This window comes from Paenibacillus sp. FSL R5-0887 (genome assembly GCF_038002305.1).
Taxonomy (GTDB): Bacteria; Bacillota; Bacilli; order Paenibacillales; family Paenibacillaceae; genus Paenibacillus_AQ; species Paenibacillus_AQ odorifer.
On the sequence record NZ_JBBOCE010000001.1, the window covers coordinates 3,173,645 to 3,196,375 of the forward strand.

Annotated in this window: 23 protein-coding genes; 5 read left to right on the forward strand and 18 right to left on the reverse strand. The window is 44.0% G+C overall.

The window, feature by feature from the left end:
• Nucleotides 1-122 precede the first annotated feature (122 nt).
• The 3 genes from MKY14_RS14190 to MKY14_RS14200 form a co-directional block, all read right to left on the reverse strand.
• Complete coding sequence (locus MKY14_RS14190; RefSeq protein ID WP_076129040.1) at nt 123-509, reverse strand: DUF3397 domain-containing protein; 387 nt, start codon at nt 507-509, stop codon at nt 123-125.
• 21 nt (nt 510-530) lie between these two features.
• On the reverse strand, nt 531-1,493 hold the full coding sequence (locus MKY14_RS14195; protein WP_340976685.1) for a ketopantoate reductase family protein: 963 nt from the start codon (nt 1,491-1,493) through the stop codon (nt 531-533).
• 107 nt (nt 1,494-1,600) lie between these two features.
• Nucleotides 1,601-2,251 carry an RsfA family transcriptional regulator gene (locus tag MKY14_RS14200; RefSeq protein WP_036683702.1) on the reverse strand — a complete coding sequence of 217 codons (651 nt, stop codon included), beginning with the start codon at nt 2,249-2,251 and terminating at the stop codon, nt 1,601-1,603.
• A 344-nt stretch (nt 2,252-2,595) separates the two neighbouring features.
• Here MKY14_RS14200 and MKY14_RS14205 point away from each other — a divergent pair, with 344 nt between their 5' ends.
• Nucleotides 2,596-2,832 (forward strand): DUF2626 family protein, encoded by a 237-nt coding sequence (locus MKY14_RS14205; protein ID WP_036683705.1) that lies wholly within the window; start codon nt 2,596-2,598, stop codon nt 2,830-2,832.
• 140 nt (nt 2,833-2,972) lie between these two features.
• Complete coding sequence (locus MKY14_RS14210; protein ID WP_254857085.1) at nt 2,973-4,100, forward strand: coiled-coil domain-containing protein; 1,128 nt, start codon at nt 2,973-2,975, stop codon at nt 4,098-4,100.
• Here the strand turns inward: MKY14_RS14210 and MKY14_RS14215 are convergent.
• Together MKY14_RS14215 and MKY14_RS14220 are read right to left on the reverse strand one after the other, a co-directional pair.
• Entirely contained in the window at nt 4,092-5,318 is a 1,227-nt protein-coding gene (locus MKY14_RS14215) for an extracellular solute-binding protein (protein WP_340976686.1), read from the reverse strand. The two genes, MKY14_RS14210 and MKY14_RS14215, sit on opposite strands and share 9 nt — an antisense overlap.
• A 380-nt stretch (nt 5,319-5,698) precedes the next feature.
• A complete protein-coding gene (locus MKY14_RS14220; protein WP_036683710.1) occupies nt 5,699-7,030 on the reverse strand; it encodes a PhoH family protein in 1,332 nt (443 codons plus the stop codon).
• 107 nt (nt 7,031-7,137) lie between these two features.
• Between MKY14_RS14220 and MKY14_RS14225 the strand changes: the two genes are divergently transcribed.
• A complete protein-coding gene (locus tag MKY14_RS14225; RefSeq protein ID WP_076129034.1) occupies nt 7,138-7,713 on the forward strand; it encodes a YhcN/YlaJ family sporulation lipoprotein in 576 nt (191 codons plus the stop codon).
• A gap of 55 nt (nt 7,714-7,768) precedes the next feature.
• Here the strand turns inward: MKY14_RS14225 and MKY14_RS14230 are convergent, their stop codons facing one another.
• The 6 genes from MKY14_RS14230 to MKY14_RS14255 all read right to left on the reverse strand — a co-directional run bounded on the left by MKY14_RS14230 (nt 7,769) and on the right by MKY14_RS14255 (nt 13,368).
• Nucleotides 7,769-8,221 (reverse strand): pyridoxamine 5'-phosphate oxidase family protein, encoded by a 453-nt coding sequence (locus tag MKY14_RS14230; RefSeq protein WP_076129033.1) that lies wholly within the window; start codon nt 8,219-8,221, stop codon nt 7,769-7,771.
• 101 nt (nt 8,222-8,322) lie between these two features.
• Entirely contained in the window at nt 8,323-9,423 is a 1,101-nt protein-coding gene (locus tag MKY14_RS14235; protein ID WP_076129031.1) for an LCP family protein, read from the reverse strand.
• An 82-nt stretch (nt 9,424-9,505) separates the two neighbouring features.
• Nucleotides 9,506-9,802, reverse strand: a complete 297-nt coding sequence (locus MKY14_RS14240) for a YlaH-like family protein (protein WP_076179286.1) — start codon at nt 9,800-9,802, stop codon at nt 9,506-9,508.
• Nucleotides 9,803-9,931: 129 nt separating this feature from the next.
• Entirely contained in the window at nt 9,932-11,773 is a 1,842-nt protein-coding gene (gene typA, locus MKY14_RS14245; RefSeq protein ID WP_076129029.1) for a translational GTPase TypA, read from the reverse strand.
• A 205-nt stretch (nt 11,774-11,978) separates the two neighbouring features.
• Complete coding sequence (locus MKY14_RS14250) at nt 11,979-12,488, reverse strand: hypothetical protein (RefSeq protein ID WP_340976687.1); 510 nt, start codon at nt 12,486-12,488, stop codon at nt 11,979-11,981.
• Nucleotides 12,489-12,708: 220 nt separating this feature from the next.
• The gene (locus tag MKY14_RS14255; protein ID WP_076129025.1) at nt 12,709-13,368 is read right to left on the reverse strand and encodes a TerC family protein; all 660 of its coding nucleotides are present in this window, start codon (nt 13,366-13,368) and stop codon (nt 12,709-12,711) included.
• 171 nt (nt 13,369-13,539) lie between these two features.
• Between MKY14_RS14255 and MKY14_RS14260 the strand changes: the two genes are divergently transcribed.
• Nucleotides 13,540-14,232: a TerC family protein gene (locus MKY14_RS14260; protein WP_076129023.1), complete on the forward strand. Its 693-nt coding sequence runs from the start codon at nt 13,540-13,542 to the stop codon at nt 14,230-14,232.
• Nucleotides 14,233-14,299: 67 nt separating this feature from the next.
• On the opposite strand, the gene thiI is transcribed toward MKY14_RS14260, so the two are convergent.
• From thiI to MKY14_RS14290, 6 genes are all read right to left on the reverse strand, one after another.
• A complete protein-coding gene (gene thiI / locus MKY14_RS14265) occupies nt 14,300-15,586 on the reverse strand; it encodes a tRNA uracil 4-sulfurtransferase ThiI (RefSeq protein WP_081386858.1) in 1,287 nt (428 codons plus the stop codon).
• 3 nt (nt 15,587-15,589) lie between these two features.
• Nucleotides 15,590-16,741 (reverse strand): cysteine desulfurase family protein, encoded by a 1,152-nt coding sequence (locus MKY14_RS14270; RefSeq protein ID WP_076129021.1) that lies wholly within the window; start codon nt 16,739-16,741, stop codon nt 15,590-15,592.
• Between the two features lie 82 nt (nt 16,742-16,823).
• On the reverse strand, nt 16,824-17,528 hold the full coding sequence (locus MKY14_RS14275) for a lytic transglycosylase domain-containing protein (RefSeq protein WP_076129019.1): 705 nt from the start codon (nt 17,526-17,528) through the stop codon (nt 16,824-16,826).
• Nucleotides 17,529-17,714: 186 nt separating this feature from the next.
• The gene (locus tag MKY14_RS14280) at nt 17,715-18,125 is read right to left on the reverse strand and encodes a hypothetical protein (protein WP_038572882.1); all 411 of its coding nucleotides are present in this window, start codon (nt 18,123-18,125) and stop codon (nt 17,715-17,717) included.
• Between the two features lie 12 nt (nt 18,126-18,137).
• Entirely contained in the window at nt 18,138-18,479 is a 342-nt protein-coding gene (locus MKY14_RS30840) for a DUF1540 domain-containing protein (protein WP_370510774.1), read from the reverse strand.
• Nucleotides 18,480-18,525: 46 nt separating this feature from the next.
• Nucleotides 18,526-19,023: a YpuI family protein gene (locus tag MKY14_RS14290; protein ID WP_340976688.1), complete on the reverse strand. Its 498-nt coding sequence runs from the start codon at nt 19,021-19,023 to the stop codon at nt 18,526-18,528.
• Between the two features lie 316 nt (nt 19,024-19,339).
• Here MKY14_RS14290 and MKY14_RS14295 point away from each other — a divergent pair, with 316 nt between their 5' ends.
• Complete coding sequence (locus tag MKY14_RS14295; RefSeq protein ID WP_076129017.1) at nt 19,340-21,274, forward strand: S8 family peptidase; 1,935 nt, start codon at nt 19,340-19,342, stop codon at nt 21,272-21,274.
• Between the two features lie 5 nt (nt 21,275-21,279).
• On the opposite strand, the gene pdxR is transcribed toward MKY14_RS14295, so the two are convergent.
• A complete protein-coding gene (gene pdxR / locus MKY14_RS14300) occupies nt 21,280-22,710 on the reverse strand; it encodes a MocR-like pyridoxine biosynthesis transcription factor PdxR (protein ID WP_340976690.1) in 1,431 nt (476 codons plus the stop codon).
• Between the last annotated feature and the right edge of the window lie 21 nt (nt 22,711-22,731).

Below are 22,731 nucleotides of genomic sequence, written 5' to 3' on the forward strand. Positions count from 1 at the left end.
TATATGGTTTATGATTATACAACCAGTGGTCAAAAAAATCTAGTGCAATGTTTTCAGAAAATATTTTTTTTTTAAAACTTTAAACTTTTGTGACGTTGACGCTTCACCGAAGCAGTGGAACGTTACATCGCTTGTGATATGTAGGTAATTAGCCCAACAAACATAAATAATAAATATCCGAAGCTCATAAAAAAGAACGAAAGTCTCCAAACTGCCCGAAATAACCGCTTCCCATCTACCTTTCCTTTCATCCGATTTTGAGCTCCGCCAATCAGTCCAGCGGATATTAATACAATAATTAGTATAAGGTAAAACCCAAAACCGGAATTAAAGATGTTATTAAACAATGCGGAGACCGACAATAATAAAAAAAATGTGGTCACGTCCATAGCGAGCATAAAAGTTTTCTTTTTATCTTTTTTTAAGCCCTTTCCAATGAAAAAAACAATCAAAAACGGCACAATCGGAATAACGCTTAAAGTAATAACCGAATCCATCAGCAGTCCCATAGCTTCACCTCTCCCCAGAGATCATACCCCAATACCTTCTACTAATTGGCAGAGCCAGCGATTTAATGGTGCCGACACTCCAGATCGTTCTGCCATTTCTACAAGACTTCCATTGATCCAACGAATTTCTGTGGTTCTTGAAGCAAGTACATCTGCCAGCATAGATGAAATATTGCCAGACGTTAACCGGCACACCTGAAGGATGTTATCCCAAGCATCCTTATCATAAGTAATTTCACAGAAATCATACACCATTATTGCTTCTTCAAAAACTTCCTTCATTAATTGGAGGCGTTGCTCTGAAGACAACAGCTCCCCATTTGGAATACGCCAAATCGCCGTGAGTGGATTTATAACGGCATTGATCAAGAGCTTCCGGTAAATCATGGTATCCACTTCATTCGACAAAAAGGCTGCGAATCCTGCCATTATGAGAACTTCTATTAAATTATTCGCTTTTAAATCATTATGTATGCTAAGAGCTTGTCCATCCCCTAAGCTCCATTTTCCTATCCACACCTCCCCTGCTCCTGCATGAATGACCTCAGTTAAGGATTTGCGCTTCGCAGCCTCCGTAGTCACAGCTACATATAAATTGGCGTTTGGCAACATGCCTCCTAACATCTCCATATGTCCTGTACCATTCTGAAAACAAATCATATGTACTCGCTCTTCCTTAAGTAGGGATAGAAATTCAGGCAAATCATTATGTAGAGTATTCTGTTTAACCGTCACCACGATCCAATCACTCGGCTCTTCTAGATAAGCACCAGCGAACTCCCCTATTGGCGCGGATACAAACTGATCTTCCGAGATTGTTATCGGCTCGCGTTCATCCTCGTAGGTAACCGTTAAGCCATCACGCCCTAATCGTTGGCATTGTTCTATCCCTCGGCACCACAGTCTCACATCATTCCCGGCTTGGATCAGTCTCCCTGCCAGCAGCAGCCCGAGTGAACCTGCACCAATTATATCAATTTTCATATAACCCTCCTGCTGATCTTAAGCACAATTTTTCTAAGTATACCAAAAACCCCGCAAGTGGTGCTTAAAAAGCAGACCACTTGCGGGATTGTTAGTTAACCTATCGTTTATTCAATGCGTTCTAAATTTCCGTTACCATCCATTTTGAAACGAGTCTTCATTTCTTCTTCTTCTTCATTTAAGAAAGCAAGCCTGCGAGCACGATCCATAATCTGAATTAAAGCTTTGTAATCATCGTTGACTACCCGGTAGTCGCTTTGAGCAAGATTAACCTCTTTAGACAACCGCTCATTCTCAGATCGTAATTCTGTTAATTCATCTTCCTTCTCGCGCAGGTCTCTTTCCAGCATTTTCAGCTGACGTCCTGCTTCCTGGATCGTACCCTTCCATTGTCTTAAGAAACGAATGACCGCATCAATGGATAATGTGTTTTCACTTAATCCCTCACCGCGCCCAAATTCCTCATCGACATCACCCAGAATCAGACCAGCTACTTGCGCTCCTCTTACTGACGGCTGCTTTTTCAGGTAGCTACGCTTTTGACGTTGCCCTTTAGCAATACCGATTGCACCTTCATAACTTTTCCGAACACAACTGTTCCAGCGGAATCCGCAAGCGGCCGAAGTTCTGCCGATTTTTTCACCCACCTCTTCAAAAGCGGCAAGCTGTGTGCTGCCCTCCCGAATGTGTCGCAAAGTTACTTCTGCCAATATTAGATCATCTTCTGCACTCCAAGCGTCCTGTCTAACGGCTGTCATAAAGCCAAACCTCCTAACAACGTCATGAAATAACCATCTCCATAACCGGCAGTTCTGCCGGGTAGTGAATAGGGATAAAAGCTGCTTACTCCATTTCTATGCTTCTCATAGAGTTCATAGAATCTATTTGATACTAATTTGTATTTCCATTATCTGCGTACATCATACGCATAAACTATAAATTCTCTTTTTTAAAGCACTAATCACTCAGGTCAATTATAAAAATCACATTTTTTGAAGATTAGTGCATTTTTTTCAATGAATTCGTTTACACATAATTATGTTGAGGGTATAATAAATCGAAGGAATATTCGTGAGATACATACTGGAAGGGGGACTCTCTCTTGGACCGCATGTTTCGGGTATTAGGTTTTTTCACATTAGCTATTGGATTGATGGCTTTCGCCGGAGGTCTAACAGAAATGGCCTTGCTTTTCTTTTTACAAACTGCATTTTTCGTAATACTTGGCTATATGAAATTTACTGAAAAAACTTATGTTCTTCTCTTCTGGGCATACATGATTCTGACTTTCACCGGATTTAGTTATTGGACGATCTTTCAAATGGGTCTTCCACTATAAATTGCAGTACTCTTTTGGAGCGGATGAGGTCCTTATCTTATAAGGATCACTTCCGTTTTTTTGTTTGTATGCTATTTTAGAAGGGTTAAACATATTATTAGTACATACATATATCATTTCAAAAAAAAGGTGGTGGTGTGGTGCGCTCCCGCAATTTACAAAGCCGCATGATTGCAACCATACTAATTCTCTTCTGCTGTACTTTGTTTCCGTTACAACCTGTGAAGTACTTGTCTGCCGACCCTAGCGGTGATTTTTTCAACTCTGCTATACCAGATAATGAAGAAACCCGTAAACTACTTGAACAGACCTTGTCTTCTGCAGAAATTGAACGTGAAATCATCAAGATTACAGCCGAACAAAAAGCGCTTGAACAAAAGGTAGAAAGCCTGAACAGACAAGCTACCCAGAAAAAAACAGCCATTGCGGACCAACAGGAACGGGCAGGTGCAGTTGTGCGTTCTTATTATATGGGGGATAGAGATAATCTTCTGGCCGCGTTTTTTTCAGCAAAAAGTATCAGCAGATTCCTGGCTCTGTTCGATTATTATGAGATTATTATTGGAAATGACCGCGATATTCTCTCACAATATGAAGAACAATATAAGGATTTGAAGGATACCCTTCAGACTGCGAAGCGAAACTCGGAAGAGCTCGCCCGATTGCGTACGGCTCTGGAGGAACAGCAAGTTCGGGTAAACGCGCTCAACAAGGATATTGAGGGTGGGATTAAAAATAGCAGCGATCCTGAAAATATGAGTACTCTACTTAAAGAATTCACATTATATTGGGAGAATATCGGCCTGCACGAGGTAAAAACTTATTTCAAGGCGTTATCCTCCGCAATGAATAAACTACCACAGTTTGTTCAGAATCGAGAGGGTGTACTGACCCGAAAAGGAATGACTTATGAGCTAAACCTGAAGGAAGAGGATCTGAATGAATTTTTGCAATCGCAGAATTCGCTGTTTAAAGACTTCGCCTTTCATTTCAATGACGGATCGATTACTGCCACTGGAAAAAGCGGAGCGCTAGCCCTTTCACTGACCGGTCACTATACCATTCAGGAAGAACCGATCAACGGCCTTATATTCCAAGTCGATCATATTGTATTTAACGGTCTTGAATTGCCTGACACAACAAGAAAAACGTTGGAAGAAGAATTTGACTTAGGCTTTTATCCAGGCAAAATAGTATCTTTCCTTCGTGCCACGGCAGTAGATAGCCAAGAGGGCGTCTTGCATGTTAAGCTTTCCATTTCATTTTAGGCCTTCTTTTAGAAATTCTTTGTAGCCTTCCGCATCTATCTGCCCTGTTAATAGTAACGATACAGCTTCAACAACCTTACTCCAGCCGCCCTGTGACTCATCCTCCGGGGCGGTTTCTTCTGTCAGCAATAGCTCAACATCGAAGGGAAGCTTGTATTTAAAAGCATGCTCCGAACGATAAAGAACATCAAGCGCCGGCAAGCTCCCCGTATTCTCCAACCAATCCAGCTGAGCATCCTCTGAGGTGATAAAGGTCAGCCAATTCACAGCTTCCTTTGGACTTTGGGATTGAGCTGGAAGGGCAAAAGATCGACTGTAACAGGATTCAAACCCACCCCCATTATTAGCAGTCAGGACCGGTACAGCAGCAAGGGATGAATTTCCATGCTTCTGCCACTCGGATAACGGTAATGAAGCAACGGCGACACTACCTCCTTGGAGCATATCCCAGACATCTTTATTGTAGCGGCTGGTGAGATAAAAATAACTGCGGGCGTTCTGAATCCAATTCAACACATTTTGGTTATCTGCTAACAAGCTGCTATTCATGCTCTCCATTACCGCTGACAATCCATAAGGATTGCGGGTATCCATCGCAAGTAAATATTTCCCTTGCTCTTTTAGCACATTCTGAAGCAGGATATTCCACTCTTCGAGGCTTTTGGGTAATGCATTAAAACCCAGCTCCGCCAGCCGTTGTGGGGAATAAACAAGCACGTAAGGATCTATATCTAACGGGACTCCCCAATTATATCCATTCCACTGCATCCAGGGGATCAACTGTGTTAACGGTGCACTCCCCGGAACGCTCTGATACACATCCATCGGCAATAAATATCCACGTGTGGCCCAGTCCAGAATGCTTCGTCCATCTGCCATGACTATATCCGGGCTGTCCCCGATCGTTAAATCATGCTTCAATACCTCATCGGCATCCTCCATATCCACATTGCTTAAAATAACCTTTACTCCACTTTCTAAGGTATAACTGTTGCTAAGGAGCTCCAGTTCACTAAATTCTTCGCTATTTAAAGATACTCTTATGTGTAAGCTATCTATAGTTCCCTCATCTCCGGAAGAGGGATGAGTCGACTGACTTTGTGGTCTTTTCATAGGACGTGGATCGTTACTGGTACTCAATTCCATACTGGGCGACAGGCTTGTCAGCGATAGTAGTAAAATTGCAAAAAGCAGCCAATAATTTTTGCGTTTCAGCACGATTTCCCACCTTCCCTTTTGATTGGTCTCCCCTATTTTACCAAACCCTCCGGTGCTTGTCTTTAGTTTGTGAAACCGTTCTCTTTCTATTATATGGGTGATACGCCAGAGGCATTAAAAATAGGAAGGTGATCTGACCGCCATTACAAGAAAGCTTTGGACTTCCGATCGCTGTTATCCTCAGATTTCCTGATCTAATTACCGCATCATGCGGTTAAAATCCGAGGATAAAGGCGAACGCTTCGCTTCTACAGTTCCAAACTTTCTTTCCATGGCTCTAATCACCACAACCAACTTTAAATTCCTCTGCCGTTTCCGGGCGGGCAGGAAAAAGCCGGGAGTGTTTGCTTCTCCCGGCTGAAAATAGGATTGATGAACCGTTAGAGTAGATCCGCGGCCAATTGCGCCAAGCGGGAACGCTCACCTTTTTCCAAAGTAATATGTCCGCTAATCCCTTGCTGTTTAAACTTCTCGACGATATAGCTCAGTCCGTTGCTCGCAGCATCCAGATATGGATGATCGATTTGCTCCGGATCGCCCATTAGAATGACTTTACTTCCTTCTCCCGCTCTGGAGACAATGGTCTTCACCTCATGGCGGGAAAGGTTCTGCGCCTCATCAATAATAATGAACTGTGATGGGATTGAACGGCCGCGAATATAGGTTAAGGCTTCTACCTGTATACTTCCTAACCCCATTAAGATTTTATCGATATCGCCAGCTTTTTTGGTATCGAACAGGAATTCCAGATTATCATAAATAGGCTGCATCCAGGGTCTAAGCTTCTCATCCTTCTCACCGGGCAAATACCCAATATCTTTACCCATAGGAACGACCGGACGGGCGATAAGCAATTTTTTGTATTTATGTTCATCCTCCACTTTGAATAGTCCGGCTGCAAGCGCCAATAACGTCTTCCCTGTCCCAGCCTTACCCGTGATCGTTACGAGTGGGATTTCATCATTTAGCAGCAGCTCCAGTGCCATTCGTTGTTGAGCATTACGGGCGCTAATCCCCCAAACCGAATCATTGCCCAGATAGAGTGGCTCCAGACGTGTGGCATCACTATTCACTTTGAGAAGAGCTGATTTGCCAGTGCCAATCTCATCCTTGAGAATCACAAATTCATGAGGGTACAACGGATACGACAACGCAAGCTGTTTTACCGTCAGAGAGCGGTGACTGTAATATTCATCAATCAATGCGGGATGAACCTGCAGAGATTGGTAACCAGTGTATAGTTCATTTAAGTCTCCAGTACGATCTGACAAATAATCCTCTGGCGTAATTCCCAGTACATCCGCTTTAATACGAACCAGTACATCCTTGCTCACAAGCACAACGGGACGCGGATCGGGCTTCTCATTCTCTTCATTTAAATAATTGAGAGCAACAGCCAAAATCCGATTGTCGTTAGACACCTCACCAAACATTTCCTGTACCTTCACAAAACTGCGATGGTTAAGTTCTACCTTCAGCTTGCCTCCATGCTCCAGTTCCACACCACTATGCAAATGACCTAGTTCCCGGAGTCCATCAAGCAATCGGGATACTGTACGGGCATTCCGACCGATTTCGTCAGCATTGCGCTTCTTGGAGTCGATTTCTTCCAGCACAACAGCCGGAATAACCACCTCATGCTCCTTGAAAGAGAAAATTGAATTGGGGTCGTGCAAAAGCACGTTGGTATCTAGCACAAATATCTTGTTCATATTATCCCCTCCACAGCGCCTGGTTTGATTGATCATACATAACTCTTTCCGCCAAGGGAAAAGATATGGTACAGAAACGATTCTTTGGCTGAAAGGAGTAATCACATATGAGAAAATCAATATGTCTGTTGCTGGTACTGCTGCTACTGACAAGCTGCGGTATCGCTAATAAAAAGACATCACCCTCTCCTCAGAATAAACAATCTGCGAATGCTGTAAAGGGTACGGGGAACCATGAGGTTCGGCAATTGTCCAATGATGGTGCGACTAATCCTAAAGCCACCTCAAAAGCTGGTCAAGCCGTCAATGTTAATGGAGAAAGTGAAATTGCACTTAAGGATCATTTTGAACAGTTGGCCAAAAGAGTTCCCGGTGTAAACGGCGCACACTGTGTAGTCATGAACAAAGTTGCCATTGTTGGTCTTGATGTAGAAGGTTCTCTGGGCCGTTCACGTGTAGGAAGCATCAAATATTCTGTAGCGGAAGCCATCCGCAAAGACCCAAGAAGTGTACGGGCGCTTGTCACTGCGGATATGGATCTCTCCAGCAGATTAGCGGAAATGAGCCGCCATATCTCCAAGGGACATCCGATATCCGGTTTCTCATCCGAGCTGGCTGATATTATCGGACGAATCATGCCACAGCTGCCAGAGGATACCAAGCCGCAAAAAAATGCACAGTAGAGGTTAAGAACAAAAGATGTTCTTTGAGTTCAAAAAAAGCCCAGTGATATTTTCACTAGGCTTTTTTCATGGCAGCAAATACTTGTCCGTCCAACTTCTCAGCGGCACGTCCATCATAAACTTTCGCATATCTTGGGGCGGAGTCCAGCTGCGCGCCGTAAAAAAGCGCGTTGCGGACCGCTTGAATTTCAACATCAAAACAGCACATCTTAAAAGGAACATCTTCTAGCGGGTCCTGCCTTACAGCAGCACTACCGTTAATGGCATAGACAGTTCCTTCACCAAACACAGTTATAGTTATTAATGGATTAACCTTCATATTATTCACAAGTCTTGAACGATGATCAATAGCCAAACGCACAGTACTAGGACTAACAGCATAAAGCCACGAAATAGCTGTGGATGTAGGACCGCCTGTCTCCGCATCAACTGTGTTTAAAAGAACAAAGGTTTCCGATTGCAGCATCGATAGCAAAGTTTCATTCAGCTGAGCAACGGCTTCGGACATAAGTACTGGCCCCCTATGCGACGTTAATTCATTCGATTTATTATATTATAGCACAGGCTGAAACTTGCATTCAATTTTAGCTATGGAAGATATTAAGGTCCTCAAGGCGTCTCAGCAGCTGTCGAATCAGCTCCAGTGGAAATTCCTGCAATTCGATCCTGCAAGCTTTTCTTAGCGGCCTCAAACTCCTCATCATTAATATATACATATGGACTTCGCCACGTTCCAGTAACCGGCTTGAATTCGATATTCTCTTTGGAAATCTTCCAATACGTCGCAATCATATCTTTGATTTGCGAATTTTCGATATCTGTCTTCATGTTACTGTCCACTGCATCAAGCACCTTGCCGATTTTTAATACGCCACCAAGCGATTGCATCTGATCCACCAGACTGTTCAGAACTTCGTTCTGGCGTTTGTTGCGATCAAAATCATCTGATGCGTTGGTCTTAGGCTTGCAATTGGATTTACGATACCGCACATAGTCCAGTGCATTTTTTCCATCCAGCTCTGCCGGACCCTTTTTCAGATTGATATTCGTGCCATCCACAGTGTCTGTATAACACATATTTTCACTAATATTTACTTCGACTCCCCCAAGCTCGTCCACTACATCACGGAAGCCCTGAAAATCAAGAATCGTTGTATAATCTACATCAATATCCAAATACTTACCCATCATCGTCTTCATCTCATCTTCAGCCAGTAGACCAGAGGATTTCTCCTTACCCTTGAAGCGAGCATAAAATTCATTAATTTTCGTCTTCTTATAGCCGCTTAGCTCCACATAGGTATCACGAGGAAGCGAAACAATAGTCGCTGATTTAGTCTTAGGATTAAGTGCTGCAACCATGATCACGTCAGTCAAATAAGACTCGTGTTTAGGTCTGTTATCCGTTCCCAGTATAAGCATTGTCAGTGGTTTTTCTGAAGCGGAATGCCCTGGAGCAACCGTACCCTCAACCCCTGCATTAAATACGCCATGTTCAAGCTTCCAATACAGATAACCGCCATAACCCAGCACGCCGAGGATCGCAATAATTAGCAAAGTTAACAATACTCTAACTAATCTGCCAAAAAAACCTCTCTTTTTCACTTTCTTTTTCGTTTTTTTCTTAGAAGCACCCTTCACAGGCTGTTTTCTATTAGTAGGTTGTTGCCCGTTTGCTCTTGGAGGTAAACCGCTGTTTCTTGTACTCATAATAGAATAAAGTCCTTTTCATTTCATTTAGAATTAGAATTGCTACATTAATTAGACGATCCTTAAGGTACAAAAGTTGCGATTACGATCTCTTCGCTGCTGCCGCAGCCTTTCTCTTCTGTCGAGCTTCTACTATATAACGTATCCGTACCATCAGCATTAATCCGACAGCAACCAACAGACACTGGATAATCGGAAGCTTATCATGTTGGAAAATGAGGAGCATGCCAGAGCCAACCGCCATCATTATGTAGAGCATGATTTCCTTGCCAATCGATAACTTTTGATTCACACGAAAGACTTGATTATAAACAAAAGTAAGCAATATAAAGATAACAATATAAGCGACGATTGGATGCTCAGCGAACCACACCTGCATAGATAACCGCACTCCTCCCAAATTTAAGATACGTTTACATTATATCATCAGTAGGGGAATTTTTTGTTTCTTATATTAAAAAAAGCCGCCGGATGCAATAATCCGGCGGTCTTATTCATAAGCATGTGTTTACGCGTTGGCTTGTGCTGTTTTACGTTGTTTCTCTACACGTTCGCGTTCGCCTTTGTTCAGAATCTTTTTACGCAAACGAATAGATTTAGGTGTAATTTCACAATATTCATCATCGTTCAAATATTCAAGTGCGCCTTCCAAAGAGAAGGTGCGTGGTGTCTTCATTTTTACAGTATCATCTTTGCCTGAGGTACGCATGTTGGTAAGTGCTTTTTCCTTACAGATGTTAACGATAATATCGTTATCACGGGTATGCTCGCCTACGATCATACCTTCATAAATTTCTGTACCTGCATCCAAGAAGAGAATACCACGATCCTCAACACCCACGATTCCATATTGAGTTGTTGATCCAGTCTCACTTGCTACAAGCACACCTTGATGACGTCCGCCAACTTGACCAGCAACCAGTGGAGCGTAGCTGTCAAAAGCATGGTTCATAACGCCGTAACCGCGTGTCAAAGTCAAGAAGTAAGTGTTGTAACCAATCAATCCACGTGCAGGAATCAGGAACTCCAGACGTACTTGACCCGTACCGTTGTTAATCATATTGACCATTTCGGCTTTACGAGTACCCAGACTCTCCATAACAGAGCCCATGCTCTCTTCTGGAATATCAATCATTAGACGCTCAAGCGGCTCCATTTTGACACCGTCGATTTCTTTAATGATTACTTGTGGTTTAGAAACTTGCATTTCATAACCTTCACGACGCATATTCTCGATCAGAATACCAAGGTGAAGCTCACCGCGTCCAGAAACGATAAATGCATCAGGACTATCAGTTTCTTCCACACGCAAACTCACGTCTGTTTCAAGTTCTTTAAATAGACGCTCACGTAGTTTACGGGAAGTTACCCATTTACCTTCTTTACCAGCAAAAGGACTGTTATTCACTAGGAATGTCATTTGCATGGTTGGCTCGTCAATCTTCAGAACCGGAAGTGCTTCAGGGTTTGCAGGATCAGCAATGGTCTCACCAATGTTGATGTCCTTGATCCCTGCAATAGCAACGATATCCCCTGCGCCCGCTTGCTCTGTTTCAATACGTTTCAAACCTTGGAAGCCGAACAATTTCTCGATACGTGCAGTTTTGCTCTTACCATCACGCATAATAACTGTTACAGATTGACCTTGTTTGATCACACCGCGGTTAACACGTCCAATCGCAATACGACCCAAGTATTCGTTATAATCCATCAACGTTACGAGGAATTGAAGCGGTTCTTCAACACTTTCGGTTGGAGCTGGAATATGTTCAACAATGGTTTCGTAGAGCGAAAGCATCGTTTCATCTTGTTTCTCAGGAACCATGCTTGATGTACCATTAAGAGCAGATGCATAAACAACAGGGAATTCCAATTGTTCGTCATTTGCTTCAAGTTCGATGAACAAATCGAGCACTTCATCAATAACTTCCTTAGGACGAGCAGCTGGACGGTCAATCTTGTTCACGACAACGATCGGTGTAAGTTTTTGTTCCAATGCTTTACGCAGAACGAATTTCGTTTGCGGCATGCAACCTTCATAAGCATCAACAACCAGCAATACACCGTCAACCATTTTCATGATCCGTTCTACTTCGCCACCAAAGTCAGCATGTCCAGGTGTATCCACAATGTTGATCAAAAACTCTTTATAAGTAATTGCTGTATTTTTAGCTAGGATTGTAATTCCACGTTCCCGTTCGATATCATTAGAGTCCATAGCACGTTCTTGCAAGTGCTCATGGGCGCTGAAGATCCCCGATTGTTGAAGGAGCTGATCGACGAGTGTTGTTTTGCCATGGTCAACGTGGGCAATGATCGCAATGTTGCGAATATCTTTTCTTGAATGCATGATTTGTATCCAAATCCTCTCATTTATCAAATTAAAACTGTTAAAATTCATAGCATGTCACGGCAGTCTCACAAAAGAAGCGCCAGGCAGAAAGCCGACGCTTCAACATAACATTAATATTATAGTGAAAGTACCATGAAAAGCAAGTCTTTTTATGAAAAAACAGTTACCAATTTCCGTTTTTTTTCACAAGATCCTACAGCAATTAGCTTCGATACCATCTATTCCGGCCACGTGCTCTGCCTCGACCGGTAATCAGCCAAATTCCTACAGCTATTAATACAATCCCGATCAGGTAGATCGCGCCGGTGCCCATAAGGCTGAAAATACAAAGCGCAAGGCTTAGTAAGCCTAATGTTACAGCAATTGCTGACAGGCCACCCGTCCGTCTAGGTTCATAGATGGAGTATTCATACAAGCCCACGGCAAGACCAAGCAACAGCACAGGCCATAAGCTTCTCATAAGCCCCCATCCCCAAATATTGCAAAGACCAAACAACAAACCATACACCGTTAATATCCCGGCAGGAACCAATACCGAGGCCGAAGCACGACGGCTGAAAAATAACATGTGTAGTACTATTCCTAGAATTAAAATCACTAGAGGCCAAAGCGCGCGCCCCAAAAATCCGAAGACGCCCAGCTTACCTAATAAAATCACGATGCCAGCAGCAACAATAAAAATTCCTAGCTGTATATCTTTCTTTGAAGACATCCTTCACCCATCCCTTCAATTTCACGTCTACCTCATTTCCTCGTCACCTTATAGCCTGAAAGCGACAGGATTCTTACTCATATATTATCCGAAACATACACAAAATGCCATCACTCCCTGTGATTAATCAGTGTCGATAACCGCTTCTGATCACGCAAAAAAAACGGACAATTCCAATTTATGGAGATGTCCGTTTAGTATTGCCTTTTATTGCAATTTATTAACCTGCAGATGTTTTTCTGCGTTTTATTGCTCCCGTAACGACAACTAATATTCCTAAGGCAATGGGCAAATAGGAATGTGAGGAAGGGAACAAAAAGGAGAGCATCGTCCCTAATTTTGCATCCTGAAGCAACATATCCCCTGCTGTAAACGCCAATATATAAGCACCGATAAATACGAGCACTGGAAACCGGTGCAGCCAGCCTACAATAATGCCGCTTCCCCACACTACTATCGGAATGCTAAGGGCAATCCCGATGACAATTAAAGCCAAATCTCCTTTAGCTACTCCTGCAATAGCTAGTACATTATCCAGGCTCATAATGAAGTCTGCTACAAGAATCGTTCGGATTGCTTTCCAGACTGAGGATGATTCCCTTACTCTGAGATCCTCCTCTTCCTCCAAAAGCAGCTTGAACGCTATCCATAGCAGCAGCATTCCCCCTCCAGCCTGAATATAAGGGATTTTTAATAGCAATACCGCAACAAAAGTAAGCAAACACCGCAGAACAACTGCGCCTGCTGAGCCCCACCATACTGCAGTCTTTCGGTGCTTCGCCGAAAGATCCTTGCTGGCCATTGCGATAACCATTGCATTATCTCCGCTCAGCACCAGATTAATCATCAATATTTCACCAAGGAGCAATATTGAATCCATTCGCACTTACCTCCCCGAGTCACATGTAACTACTTGTATGTTCGGAAATGACAAGCTATGCTTCCTGTCCAACTTTTTTTGAGCGTGAACGCATGTTGGCTCCTTTTTTTGCGTATACAAAACTAAGCATATTTTGAAGCTCAATCTAACAAACTTGGGAGTGACTTTGCTTTGAATACATCCATTTGGGAGTTTATATTATCGCTGCTCAACATTATTTTTCTAGATCTTATTTTGGCGGGAGATAATGCCATTGTGATCGGTCTTGCGGCGCGTAATTTACCGTCAGACACGCAAAAGAAGGCTATCGTATTTGGAACAGCAGGTGCTGTAGTGTTGCGGATCTTCGCAACGATTCTGGTCGTATGGCTGTTGAAAATCCCCTGGTTACTGCTTGCCGGAGGGATTTTACTCATTCTGATTGCCTATAAGCTGTTAACCAGTGAGAACGCTTCAACAGATATCAAGGCAGGTCAAAGCTTGTGGTCCGCTGTAGGGACAATCATTTTAGCTGATGCTGCCATGGGCCTTGATAATGTGATCGCCATTGCCGGAGCTGCCAAGCATAATATCTCACTGGTTATCATAGGACTGCTGATCAGTGTCCCCATCGTTGTGTGGGGAAGTACCCTTTTTATTAAATTAATCAACAAATATCCATGGATCATTTATATTGGTTCTGCTGTCTTAGGTTTCACTGCTTCAAGTATGATTACGGATGAACATCAGCTTGCGCCATTTTTTGATCATCATCCGCTGCTCAAATATCTGTTTATAATCGTGATCATTATAGGTATTTTGGCAGCGGGACATTGGAAACGCCAATCAAAACCAGAAGAGCCTCAGGAGGGCACAATCGTCTAAACCACAAAAAAACTGCCTCAGAACGTAGATTTCACTACGCTTCAAGGCAGTTTTTTGGTTTATTATTTTAGAACCATTCTTCCTGTAATCCAGCCTCGACACTTACAACATCACTAGGCTTCTCATCTCCATAGGGAGTGATTAACACGGTCTCTGTGGCTTCAATCGCCGCTTCCAAAAGTTCAGAATATCCCGGAAGCGTAGCCTCTATCTTATCCACAATCCGTAAATTCGGATTTGTTGTAGGTGATTTTGGAACAAATAAAGTACAGCAATCCTCATAAGGAAGGATAGACAAATCATAGGTACCGATGTTCTTCGACAGGTCCACAATATCACTTTTGTCCATCATTACCAGCGGACGCAGAAGGGGCAGGGTTGTCGCCCGGCCAATCACGTTCATGCTTGGCAAGGTCTGGCTAGCGACTTGTCCCAGACTATCCCCGGTTACAATCGCCAATGCACCTTCGCGCTCAGCAAGCTGGGTAGTAATTCTCAGCATTGCCCGCCGCATCAGTGTAATAATCAGATTATCCTGGCCGATGCCGGTAAAGGAAGTCTGCACTTCAGTAAAGGGTACCAGATGCAGCTTGATTACACCCGCATAACGTGACAATACCCGCGCAAGATCCACAACTTTTTGTCTAGCAAGCTCGCTTGTATAAGGATAACTGTAGAAGTGCACGCACTCCACTTCAAGTCCGCGCCGCATGGATGACCAGCCTGCTACGGGACTATCAATGCCACCGGACAGCAATAACATCGCTTTTCCGTTAGTGCCTAATGGAAATCCACCTACACCGGCAATATTTTCACAGAAAATATAAGTATGTCCCTGACGAATTTCGACCCTCAGCTCTAATTCAGGCGATTTAACGTCTACGGTGAGGCCAGGATATCCTTGCAATAGTGGTGTCGCGATCCGTTTATTCATCTCAATGGAGCCGTAAGGGAACTCTTTCCATACCCGCCGAGCATTAACCTTAAATCTGGTGCCCGGAGCAGGCGCGATTATCTCCAAAAATTGACGGCTGACCGCTACAATATCCTCAAGCTCTGACTTAGAAACCTTCACTGGACTAACTGAAGCAATGCCAAATACATTCTTCAGTGCTTGTACCAATTCAATCGCAGATTCCCCGTTCAATTCCACGTAAATTCTTCCGAATTCCTTGCTCAGAACTACGTTTGGATAAGGCTTAATCAATTCCTTCACATGACGCAGTACGGTTTTTTCAAATCGGGTACGATTTTTGCCCTTTAAAGTAAACTCTCCAAAACGCAGGAGCAGCATATCAGCGTATTCTATACTATGGGCTCTGCCTTCTGCAGATTCCTTGTTCATCATGCTCATTTGTTACTTCATTCCTCCTTCAGCAATCTTTAAAGCTTGTACCGCAGTGGTTAATGCTTGCTCAAGCGCAGCGACATCCTCATCTGTATGACTGTCGCCAAGGCTAATACGAATCCCACCTGAAGCACTGGAGACATCTTTACCCATAGACAATAATACACGACTAGGCTCAGCCAGTCGTGAGGAGCAGGCCGAACGCGTGGAGACAGCCATCCCCAGTTCCTCCAGCTTGCGGGCGAATACCTCTCCCTTCATGCCAGGGTAAGAGAAATGCACAATATGGGGAGCTCCATCCTCTCTGCTGTTTATAACAAATTCAGGAACGGTGCGCAAGAAGCGTAATAATCGATCTCGGAGTGGAACCAACTGGGCAACGAAGGTTTCGCGCTGCTCACCACTCATGCGGATAGCTTTGGAGGATGCGACAATCGCAGGTACATTTTCAGTTCCAGCGCGTTGTCCTTCTTCATGAGAGCCCCCTGTAAGCAATGGGAATAGCTTAATTCCCTCTTTGATATACAGTAATCCCACTCCACGTGGGCCTCGAAGCTTATGAGGAGACAGGCTATAAAGATCCACCTGCCAATCCTTTAAGTCAACTGCAAGCTTACCATATCCCTGAACACCATCTACATGAAATAAGGTTCGCGGATTCACAGCTTTAATCAGCTTCCCCATCTCTTTAAGCGGTTGTATCGTTCCAATCTCGTTATTGACATGCATCACACTAACAAGCACTGTGTCGCGCCGGACAGCAGCAGCTACGCGCTCAGGATCAACAACGCCAGTGCTATCGGGTGCTACAAAAGTAACCTCCCAGCCCATTCGCTGCAATTGCAGGAAACTCTCATATACAGAGGGATGCTCTATTTTTGTAGTTACCAAATGGCGGCCTCTAGTCTGATATTGCAGAGCAGCGCCTTTTATCGCCAAATTATTGCTTTCCGTTGCACCAGAAGTGAATAGAATCTCCTGCGGTTGTACAGATAAAGCAGTAGCGCATACTTCACGCGACCGTCTGATCAGCTTACCCGCTTCACTGCCCGCACGGTGCAAAGAGGAAGGGTTCGCATAATGCAGCTTCATAATTTGTTCCATCGTCTGCACCACTTCTTCATAGGGCGGTGTAGCGGCGGCATAATCCCAGTAAAGCATATGTCAAATGTCTCCTTTACTTCGTTGAGTGAACTTATTATCGAAAAAGGATCAAACGGTGTTTCCCGTTTGATCCTTTTTATTATACCGCGTATTGAGCGCGAGCGCGTTCTATTTTAAAGATATAAGATTGTGTCTCTTTTGGAAGCAGGCTAAGTTTCTCCAATAATTCCTGATCATTGGTTACTCCCAGATCTGTTACCCGTCCCGGCCCTGCGTTGTACGCTGCAAGTGCCATCTTTTCCTCTCCGCCAAAGCGTTTCAGTTGATAAGATAAATAACGTACGCCGCCATCAATGTTTTGCGCCGGATCGAACGAATCAGTAACCCCTAAACCGCTCGCGGTCCCATCCATAAGCTGCATTAAACCTTTAGCCCCTGCCGAAGAGACCACATTAGGATTAAACGAAGATTCAGTATCAATCACTGCTTTGATCAGATCAATCGGCACGCCATATTTAGCACTCGCCTTCTGGATGAGATCATCATAGCTCGTAGGTGTGGAACCCGTTATTTCCCCGGAAATTATGTTATTGAAGGTTTCTGTTGTCCCGCCTATCTGCTGCCATAACAAGCTGCTGACTGAAGTTGCATCCGGGAGAGGAGTCAAATAGCTTGAACTTTCACTACTCGTTGACATTGCCTGAAGCATTGTCGCAAATCCAGAAGCTGAAACTCCCGTTGACCGTTCATTTCCATTCGCGGAGCTAGTTTTTTCGGTTGTAGCCTTAAGGTTGATCCATTTAAGCTGCCCTAACCCGTCGGTTACAGCGGGATTGATCTGCATGCTGGCGCACTCCTTTTTTGTCCTACTCGAATCATATATAAGGTTTCGCGTTGAAATTTCGATGAATTACGGCTTAATCTTACATTTTATCTGAGATTATTGCTATATGTTGGAATGAAAAAACAGACTTCAGACCCTGATATTTAGGTCTAAAAGCCTGTTTAGATCAAAGCCATTCAGTTCTTTTTAGCGCGCAAAGGGAATCATCACGAAGTAACTTAGTGTCGCAACAATCCCTAAGCCCATTGCCCATGCCCCAAGCGTTTTTTGCTCTTTAACATAGGAATAATAACCAACTACGGCAGCGATGGGTCCGAGAATAAAGGACCAGATGAACAATGAGGCGATCCCCATCCCCAGTCCAACATACCCCATTACCCGGCTTCCACTATATTCCGCTTCACTGTCCTTGCGTTCTTCCACTATCCGCGGGGCATCCCGAACCTGCATTGGAACCGGATTTACCTCAGCAGCGTATTCTTCGCGATGCTCTCTGTCCCGACGAGGATAGTCCACTCTCCGCGGACGAAGAATGACTTTTCTCGGACCAGATTGTTCCCGTGATGAGCTTGATTCATTATCCTTTTCTGTGTCCATTCTGGCGGCCTCCTAAGCGTTCGGCTTAAACGTCAGACAACATGTTGCAGATGATGTACTGGCATGATCGCGGTGACCTTCATTTGTCATTTCTTCAGCATATTCTTCCTTATAACCATTGCCTACGTGCTTATCGATCTCGATGACAATTTCTTCAGCCCGGCATAAATTATGCTCGCCCCAATAATGACAATTGCTCACGCTACATTTTACTAATGGTTTTTCACTCGACATAATTATCACCTCGGCTTCATTATGTCCGCTCCATTTACCCGCTATTCGACAGAGTGGTTTCCAGTTGATGTATCGAGACAGGCTTTTAATCCACGCAAAAAAGGACCAGCTCATCGTCATTACAAAAATGACAAAGTGCTGATCCCTTTAGATCACTATTTAGAAGTTAAACCTGATTTTGCATACGTTTCTCGGTCAAATAGTCGTTCTCATAATAAATGAGATCATCGCGAAGATCTTCATACGTTTTGGTGATTTCTAGGATGATATCACGTGCGGGACGTACTGGATTTTTGCGGAAACGGATTGCATCCTGACCAGTATAAGCGTAACGGCCATCTTCAGAATAGCTTTCATTTTTCGGATAAAAGAAGTTGTTCACGCCATAGTGATATACATTATAAAGCGCTTTCTGTGCAAAAGATTCATCGAATGTCGCACGACGCAGCGCAACGCCTAATTTCTCATATGACATTTCCGAGAACACTAATAGGTGACGAAGATCGGACAGAAAACCTTGGTAAAATTGTACGGTTTCCTCATCTCCCTCAACTACAAGCTGAGGCAATGCATGCTCATTTAGAAATACTTCCATTTTGTCGATTACCACTTTAAGTTTATCTCTCGTCGATTCACATAATTTCTGCACATTGGCTGCTGACATAGCGGTTGCTCCTCCTTATTATTCCCTGCTCTTGTAGTCAATAAAGTTAATCCTCTGAAAGAAACCGCCCTAAAGACGTATCTCTTTATTCTTGCAATATCAGGATGTGAACACAGAGAAGTCTAACCTTCTGAACAATTATTAAGAACAACATCTAATGAGGTATCTCTTACAAAATCAAGAAGACAATTCGAGATACTTATTCTCTCTGATATTATCATAAAAAACGTTAGGAAGGTATCCTTTTCTAAGATGCATAAAAGATACGCTCTCTTCTAAACCTATAGACATTACATTGCATAGAGGAGCGGAAATCATGTCACGAAAAAATCTAACAGTTGCAGGTTTGGTTACAGCAGCTTTTACAGTTGGGTTACTTACCTTTGCCCTGCGCCCTGCCACTAATGGGACGACCAGAGATGTCGCAAAAGTCGCTGTTCAGAATCCGGCTCCAACTTCAGCTTTGCATTCACCTCCAAATCCCTCTCAGGAAAAAACATTAAAGAAAACCTCCTTAAGCCAGGATGTGGAGGCGACAGATCATCTGAATAGAGTCGATGTCAGTAGACACTTAACTAAACTCCTGTCTGAAACAGACGGGATGTCTTCGATTCATGATAAATCAGTGTATGCTAAACGATTGCAGCAAGACCACGGGTTTATCTCCATGCTGATGTGGATCGATTTCCGCACACAAAAGACTGAGACCTTTAAGTCGTCTTTTCCAAAAGGAACCGAACAGGAGAACAAACAGCTTCTAAAATATCTCAATACGGCAAAATCAGCAATCCACGGTCATCAATCCTATGAATCTCCAACGTTTACAATCGGTAAAGAAAAATATTACTTTATCGCTCAGCGGAACAAACAGAAAAATGTAGGGATTATTGCTCTTATTAACCAAAAGGTGCTTGGGCGTGTGGCAGACCATCAGCTGAAGAACCTGCGTCTCATTCCGTATCCTAAGGAAGGCAAATACCATGTGGAATCAGTCCATACCGATAACTTAAAGGACATTACAGTCAAGACCGGCCATGATAACGAAAATGCCAGCCATTTTTATGAGAATGAAATTGTAGTCCGTTTTAAGGGAAATGCTCCGACTCAGGGACAGCTCCAGACGATAACCGCCGATATCCACTGCAAGCAGCCACGCAAGCTGGGATATGCCTATATCTTTCGCTCTGAGAAGATGACCTATTATCAGCTGAAATCCTATTTCACCAACAAATGGCATCCCGAGTATACGGAACCTCACTATATGTATTTAACCAATGATACCATCACTAAAAACGCTGAAGGAACTGTCACGCCTAACGACATGTTATTCTCCACTTACCAATGGAACCTCCCGGCGATTGAAACTGAGCTAGGGTGGAATCTTTCCAAAGGCAGCAAAGAAGTGGTTGTAGCCGTAGTCGATACGGGAGTGCAGATTAATCATCCTGATTTACAAGGTAAGCTTTTGACTGGTTACAATGCCATTACCAATGGTTCCACACCCGAGGATGATGTAGGTCACGGTACACATGTATCTGGAATCATTGGCGCACTTGTTAACAACGGGGAAGGTGTAGCTGGCATCAGCTGGTACAATAAGATCCTCCCTGTAAAAGCGCTAGATAACTCAGGTGCCGGAACGACTTATTCCGTAGCAGAAGGTATCATATGGGCAGCTGACAATGGCGCAAAGGTTATTAACTTAAGTTTAGGGAATTATGCCGACTCGCAGTTCCTCCATGATGCGATTAAATACGCCTATGACCGGGACATCGTGCTTGTGTCTGCAGCAGGCAATGATAATACAGAACGGCCTGGATACCCTGCAGCTTATCCCGAAGTGATTGCAGTGGCTGCTACAAATGCTTCAGGGGAAAAAGCCTCCTTCTCCAACTACGGCGATTATATTGATGTCGCTGCACCCGGAGAAAGCATCGCAAGCACCTATCCGGACAGCCAGTATGCCGCTTTATCCGGCACGTCGATGGCCAGTCCCCATGTCGCTGCGCTGGCGGGTCTGGTACGTTCACTGAATCCTAATCTGACGAATAAGGAAGTTATGGACCTTATGACCAAAAACGCTGTTGATCTGGGAACTTCCGGCCATGATAAATACTTTGGCTGGGGTCAGGTCGATATTTATAAAACGCTACAAGCGGCAAGCGGCAATCAAGTTCCATTGCAGCTTTTTCCTCAACATGTACGCCAGCAAATGAATCAATTAAAACAAAGAACAAATAACACCCCATAACCGTGTCATTGCAAAAACCGGCCAAGTAAGCGCAGAAACCGCTGTAATCCTTCCTCCATTTCCGATTCCTTCATTTGCGAATAGCAAAGACGGATGTGGCGGGAAGGCGTTTCCGCAGAGTAACAGACATCACCGGGTAAAAAAGAAATGCTCTCCTGCTCCGCCAAGTCATGCAGGCTTGCGATATCAGGAGAAGGGGGCAGCTCCAGCCAGAGATTAAGTCCTCCCTCTGGTAGAATATAGTTCACTCCAGGCGGCGCGTACAGCTTCAGAAGCTTCGCCGCCTTTTCCATACGACCACGGAGTGTAATTCGTAGCTGTGCTGCGTAGGCGTCGTATTTTTCAGCGATGAAGGGTAATACGGCCTTCTGTGTCAGCAAGGGACTTCCTAGATCACTCGCAGATTTAGCGGCGATCAGCCGGGACAGAATATTTCCTTCTGCAGCCACACAGGCGATTCGGCAACCAGGTGCAAGTATTTTGCTAAAGCTTTTCATATAGACTACATGTCCATCGGGATCCATTGATTTAATCGCCCTAGGTGGTGGTGCATGGAAATATAAATCACTAAATGGGTCATCCTCAACAATGAGGCAACGGTAGCTGCGCGCTAATTCCAGCAGTCGTTGTCTTCTTGTGATGCTCATAGTTACGCCGCTTGGATTTTGAAAAGTAGGGATGGTATAAATTAGCTTTGGAGGTCTTTGATCACACATTTTTGTAAGAACATCCACTCGCATCCCTTCACTATCGGTAGGCACAAAAATCATCTCTGCACCTCGTCCCGCAAAAACATCAATAGCACCAGTATAGCTAGGCGCCTCAAGATAGACTGTATCTTCAGGACCAACAAATGTACGAGCCACCAGATCAATGCCTTGCTGAGTCCCGCTGGTTATCATCAAATCGGAAGAAGTGAGTGAAACCCCACGCGATTTCAAATGTTCTCTCATGACATTCCGCAGCTCAAGATCTCCCTGAAAATTCCCGTAGGTTGCCATAAGCTCCGGTTGCTCTTTGACCAAAGATGCATAGGTGTCACCAATATCTTGAAGTGGCAGCAGCTCACTGTGGATGGCGGCTAAATGAAAGGGGTATTTCACTTCTGAAACATCAAAATTCCGCCAAAGCTGAGCCCGCGGCAAATAATCATCATATAAATCCTGCCAGCAACCCTCTTCTTGACGTCTATTATGGGTTGGATCGGCTACAAAGCAGCCTTTACCCTGTCTGCAGTAAATAAGTCCTCGTTTCTCAAGCATATCGTAAGCCTTGCTTACTGTAACCTGACTCACGTTCAAGGTTATAGCTAGACTTCTAACGGAGGGCAGCCGGACACCTTGCTGAAGCAGTCCTGATGAGATCCGCTGACTGAGGGTTTCACTAATTTGATGGGGCAGAGTTTTGCTGCCGCTGCGATTCAAATCGATATGCATGAACCCTTCACCTCCACTGTT

Coding starts and splice junctions, on each gene's coding strand:
- MKY14_RS14295 (WP_076129017.1), top strand. CDS start 19,340: ATGTCACGAAAAAATCTAACAGTTGCAGGTTTGGTTACAGCAGCTTTT.
- MKY14_RS14240 (WP_076179286.1), bottom strand. CDS start 9,802: ATGCAGGTGTGGTTCGCTGAGCATCCAATCGTCGCTTATATTGTTATC.
- MKY14_RS14235 (WP_076129031.1), bottom strand. CDS start 9,423: ATGAGTACAAGAAACAGCGGTTTACCTCCAAGAGCAAACGGGCAACAA.
- MKY14_RS14190 (WP_076129040.1), bottom strand. CDS start 509: ATGGGACTGCTGATGGATTCGGTTATTACTTTAAGCGTTATTCCGATT.
- MKY14_RS14200 (WP_036683702.1), bottom strand. CDS start 2,251: ATGACAGCCGTTAGACAGGACGCTTGGAGTGCAGAAGATGATCTAATA.
- MKY14_RS14195 (WP_340976685.1), bottom strand. CDS start 1,493: ATGAAAATTGATATAATTGGTGCAGGTTCACTCGGGCTGCTGCTGGCA.
- MKY14_RS30840 (WP_370510774.1), bottom strand. CDS start 18,479: ATGACGATGAGCTGGTCCTTTTTTGCGTGGATTAAAAGCCTGTCTCGA.
- MKY14_RS14255 (WP_076129025.1), bottom strand. CDS start 13,368: ATGGATTCAATATTGCTCCTTGGTGAAATATTGATGATTAATCTGGTG.
- MKY14_RS14280 (WP_038572882.1), bottom strand. CDS start 18,125: ATGGACACAGAAAAGGATAATGAATCAAGCTCATCACGGGAACAATCT.
- MKY14_RS14225 (WP_076129034.1), top strand. CDS start 7,138: ATGAGAAAATCAATATGTCTGTTGCTGGTACTGCTGCTACTGACAAGC.
- MKY14_RS14250 (WP_340976687.1), bottom strand. CDS start 12,488: ATGTCTTCAAAGAAAGATATACAGCTAGGAATTTTTATTGTTGCTGCT.
- MKY14_RS14290 (WP_340976688.1), bottom strand. CDS start 19,023: ATGTCAGCAGCCAATGTGCAGAAATTATGTGAATCGACGAGAGATAAA.
- MKY14_RS14230 (WP_076129033.1), bottom strand. CDS start 8,221: ATGTCCGAAGCCGTTGCTCAGCTGAATGAAACTTTGCTATCGATGCTG.
- MKY14_RS14275 (WP_076129019.1), bottom strand. CDS start 17,528: ATGCAGATCAATCCCGCTGTAACCGACGGGTTAGGGCAGCTTAAATGG.
- thiI (WP_081386858.1), bottom strand. CDS start 15,586: ATGAGCATGATGAACAAGGAATCTGCAGAAGGCAGAGCCCATAGTATA.
- MKY14_RS14270 (WP_076129021.1), bottom strand. CDS start 16,741: ATGCTTTACTGGGATTATGCCGCCGCTACACCGCCCTATGAAGAAGTG.
- typA (WP_076129029.1), bottom strand. CDS start 11,773: ATGCATTCAAGAAAAGATATTCGCAACATTGCGATCATTGCCCACGTT.
- pdxR (WP_340976690.1), bottom strand. CDS start 22,710: ATGCATATCGATTTGAATCGCAGCGGCAGCAAAACTCTGCCCCATCAA.
- MKY14_RS14220 (WP_036683710.1), bottom strand. CDS start 7,030: ATGAACAAGATATTTGTGCTAGATACCAACGTGCTTTTGCACGACCCC.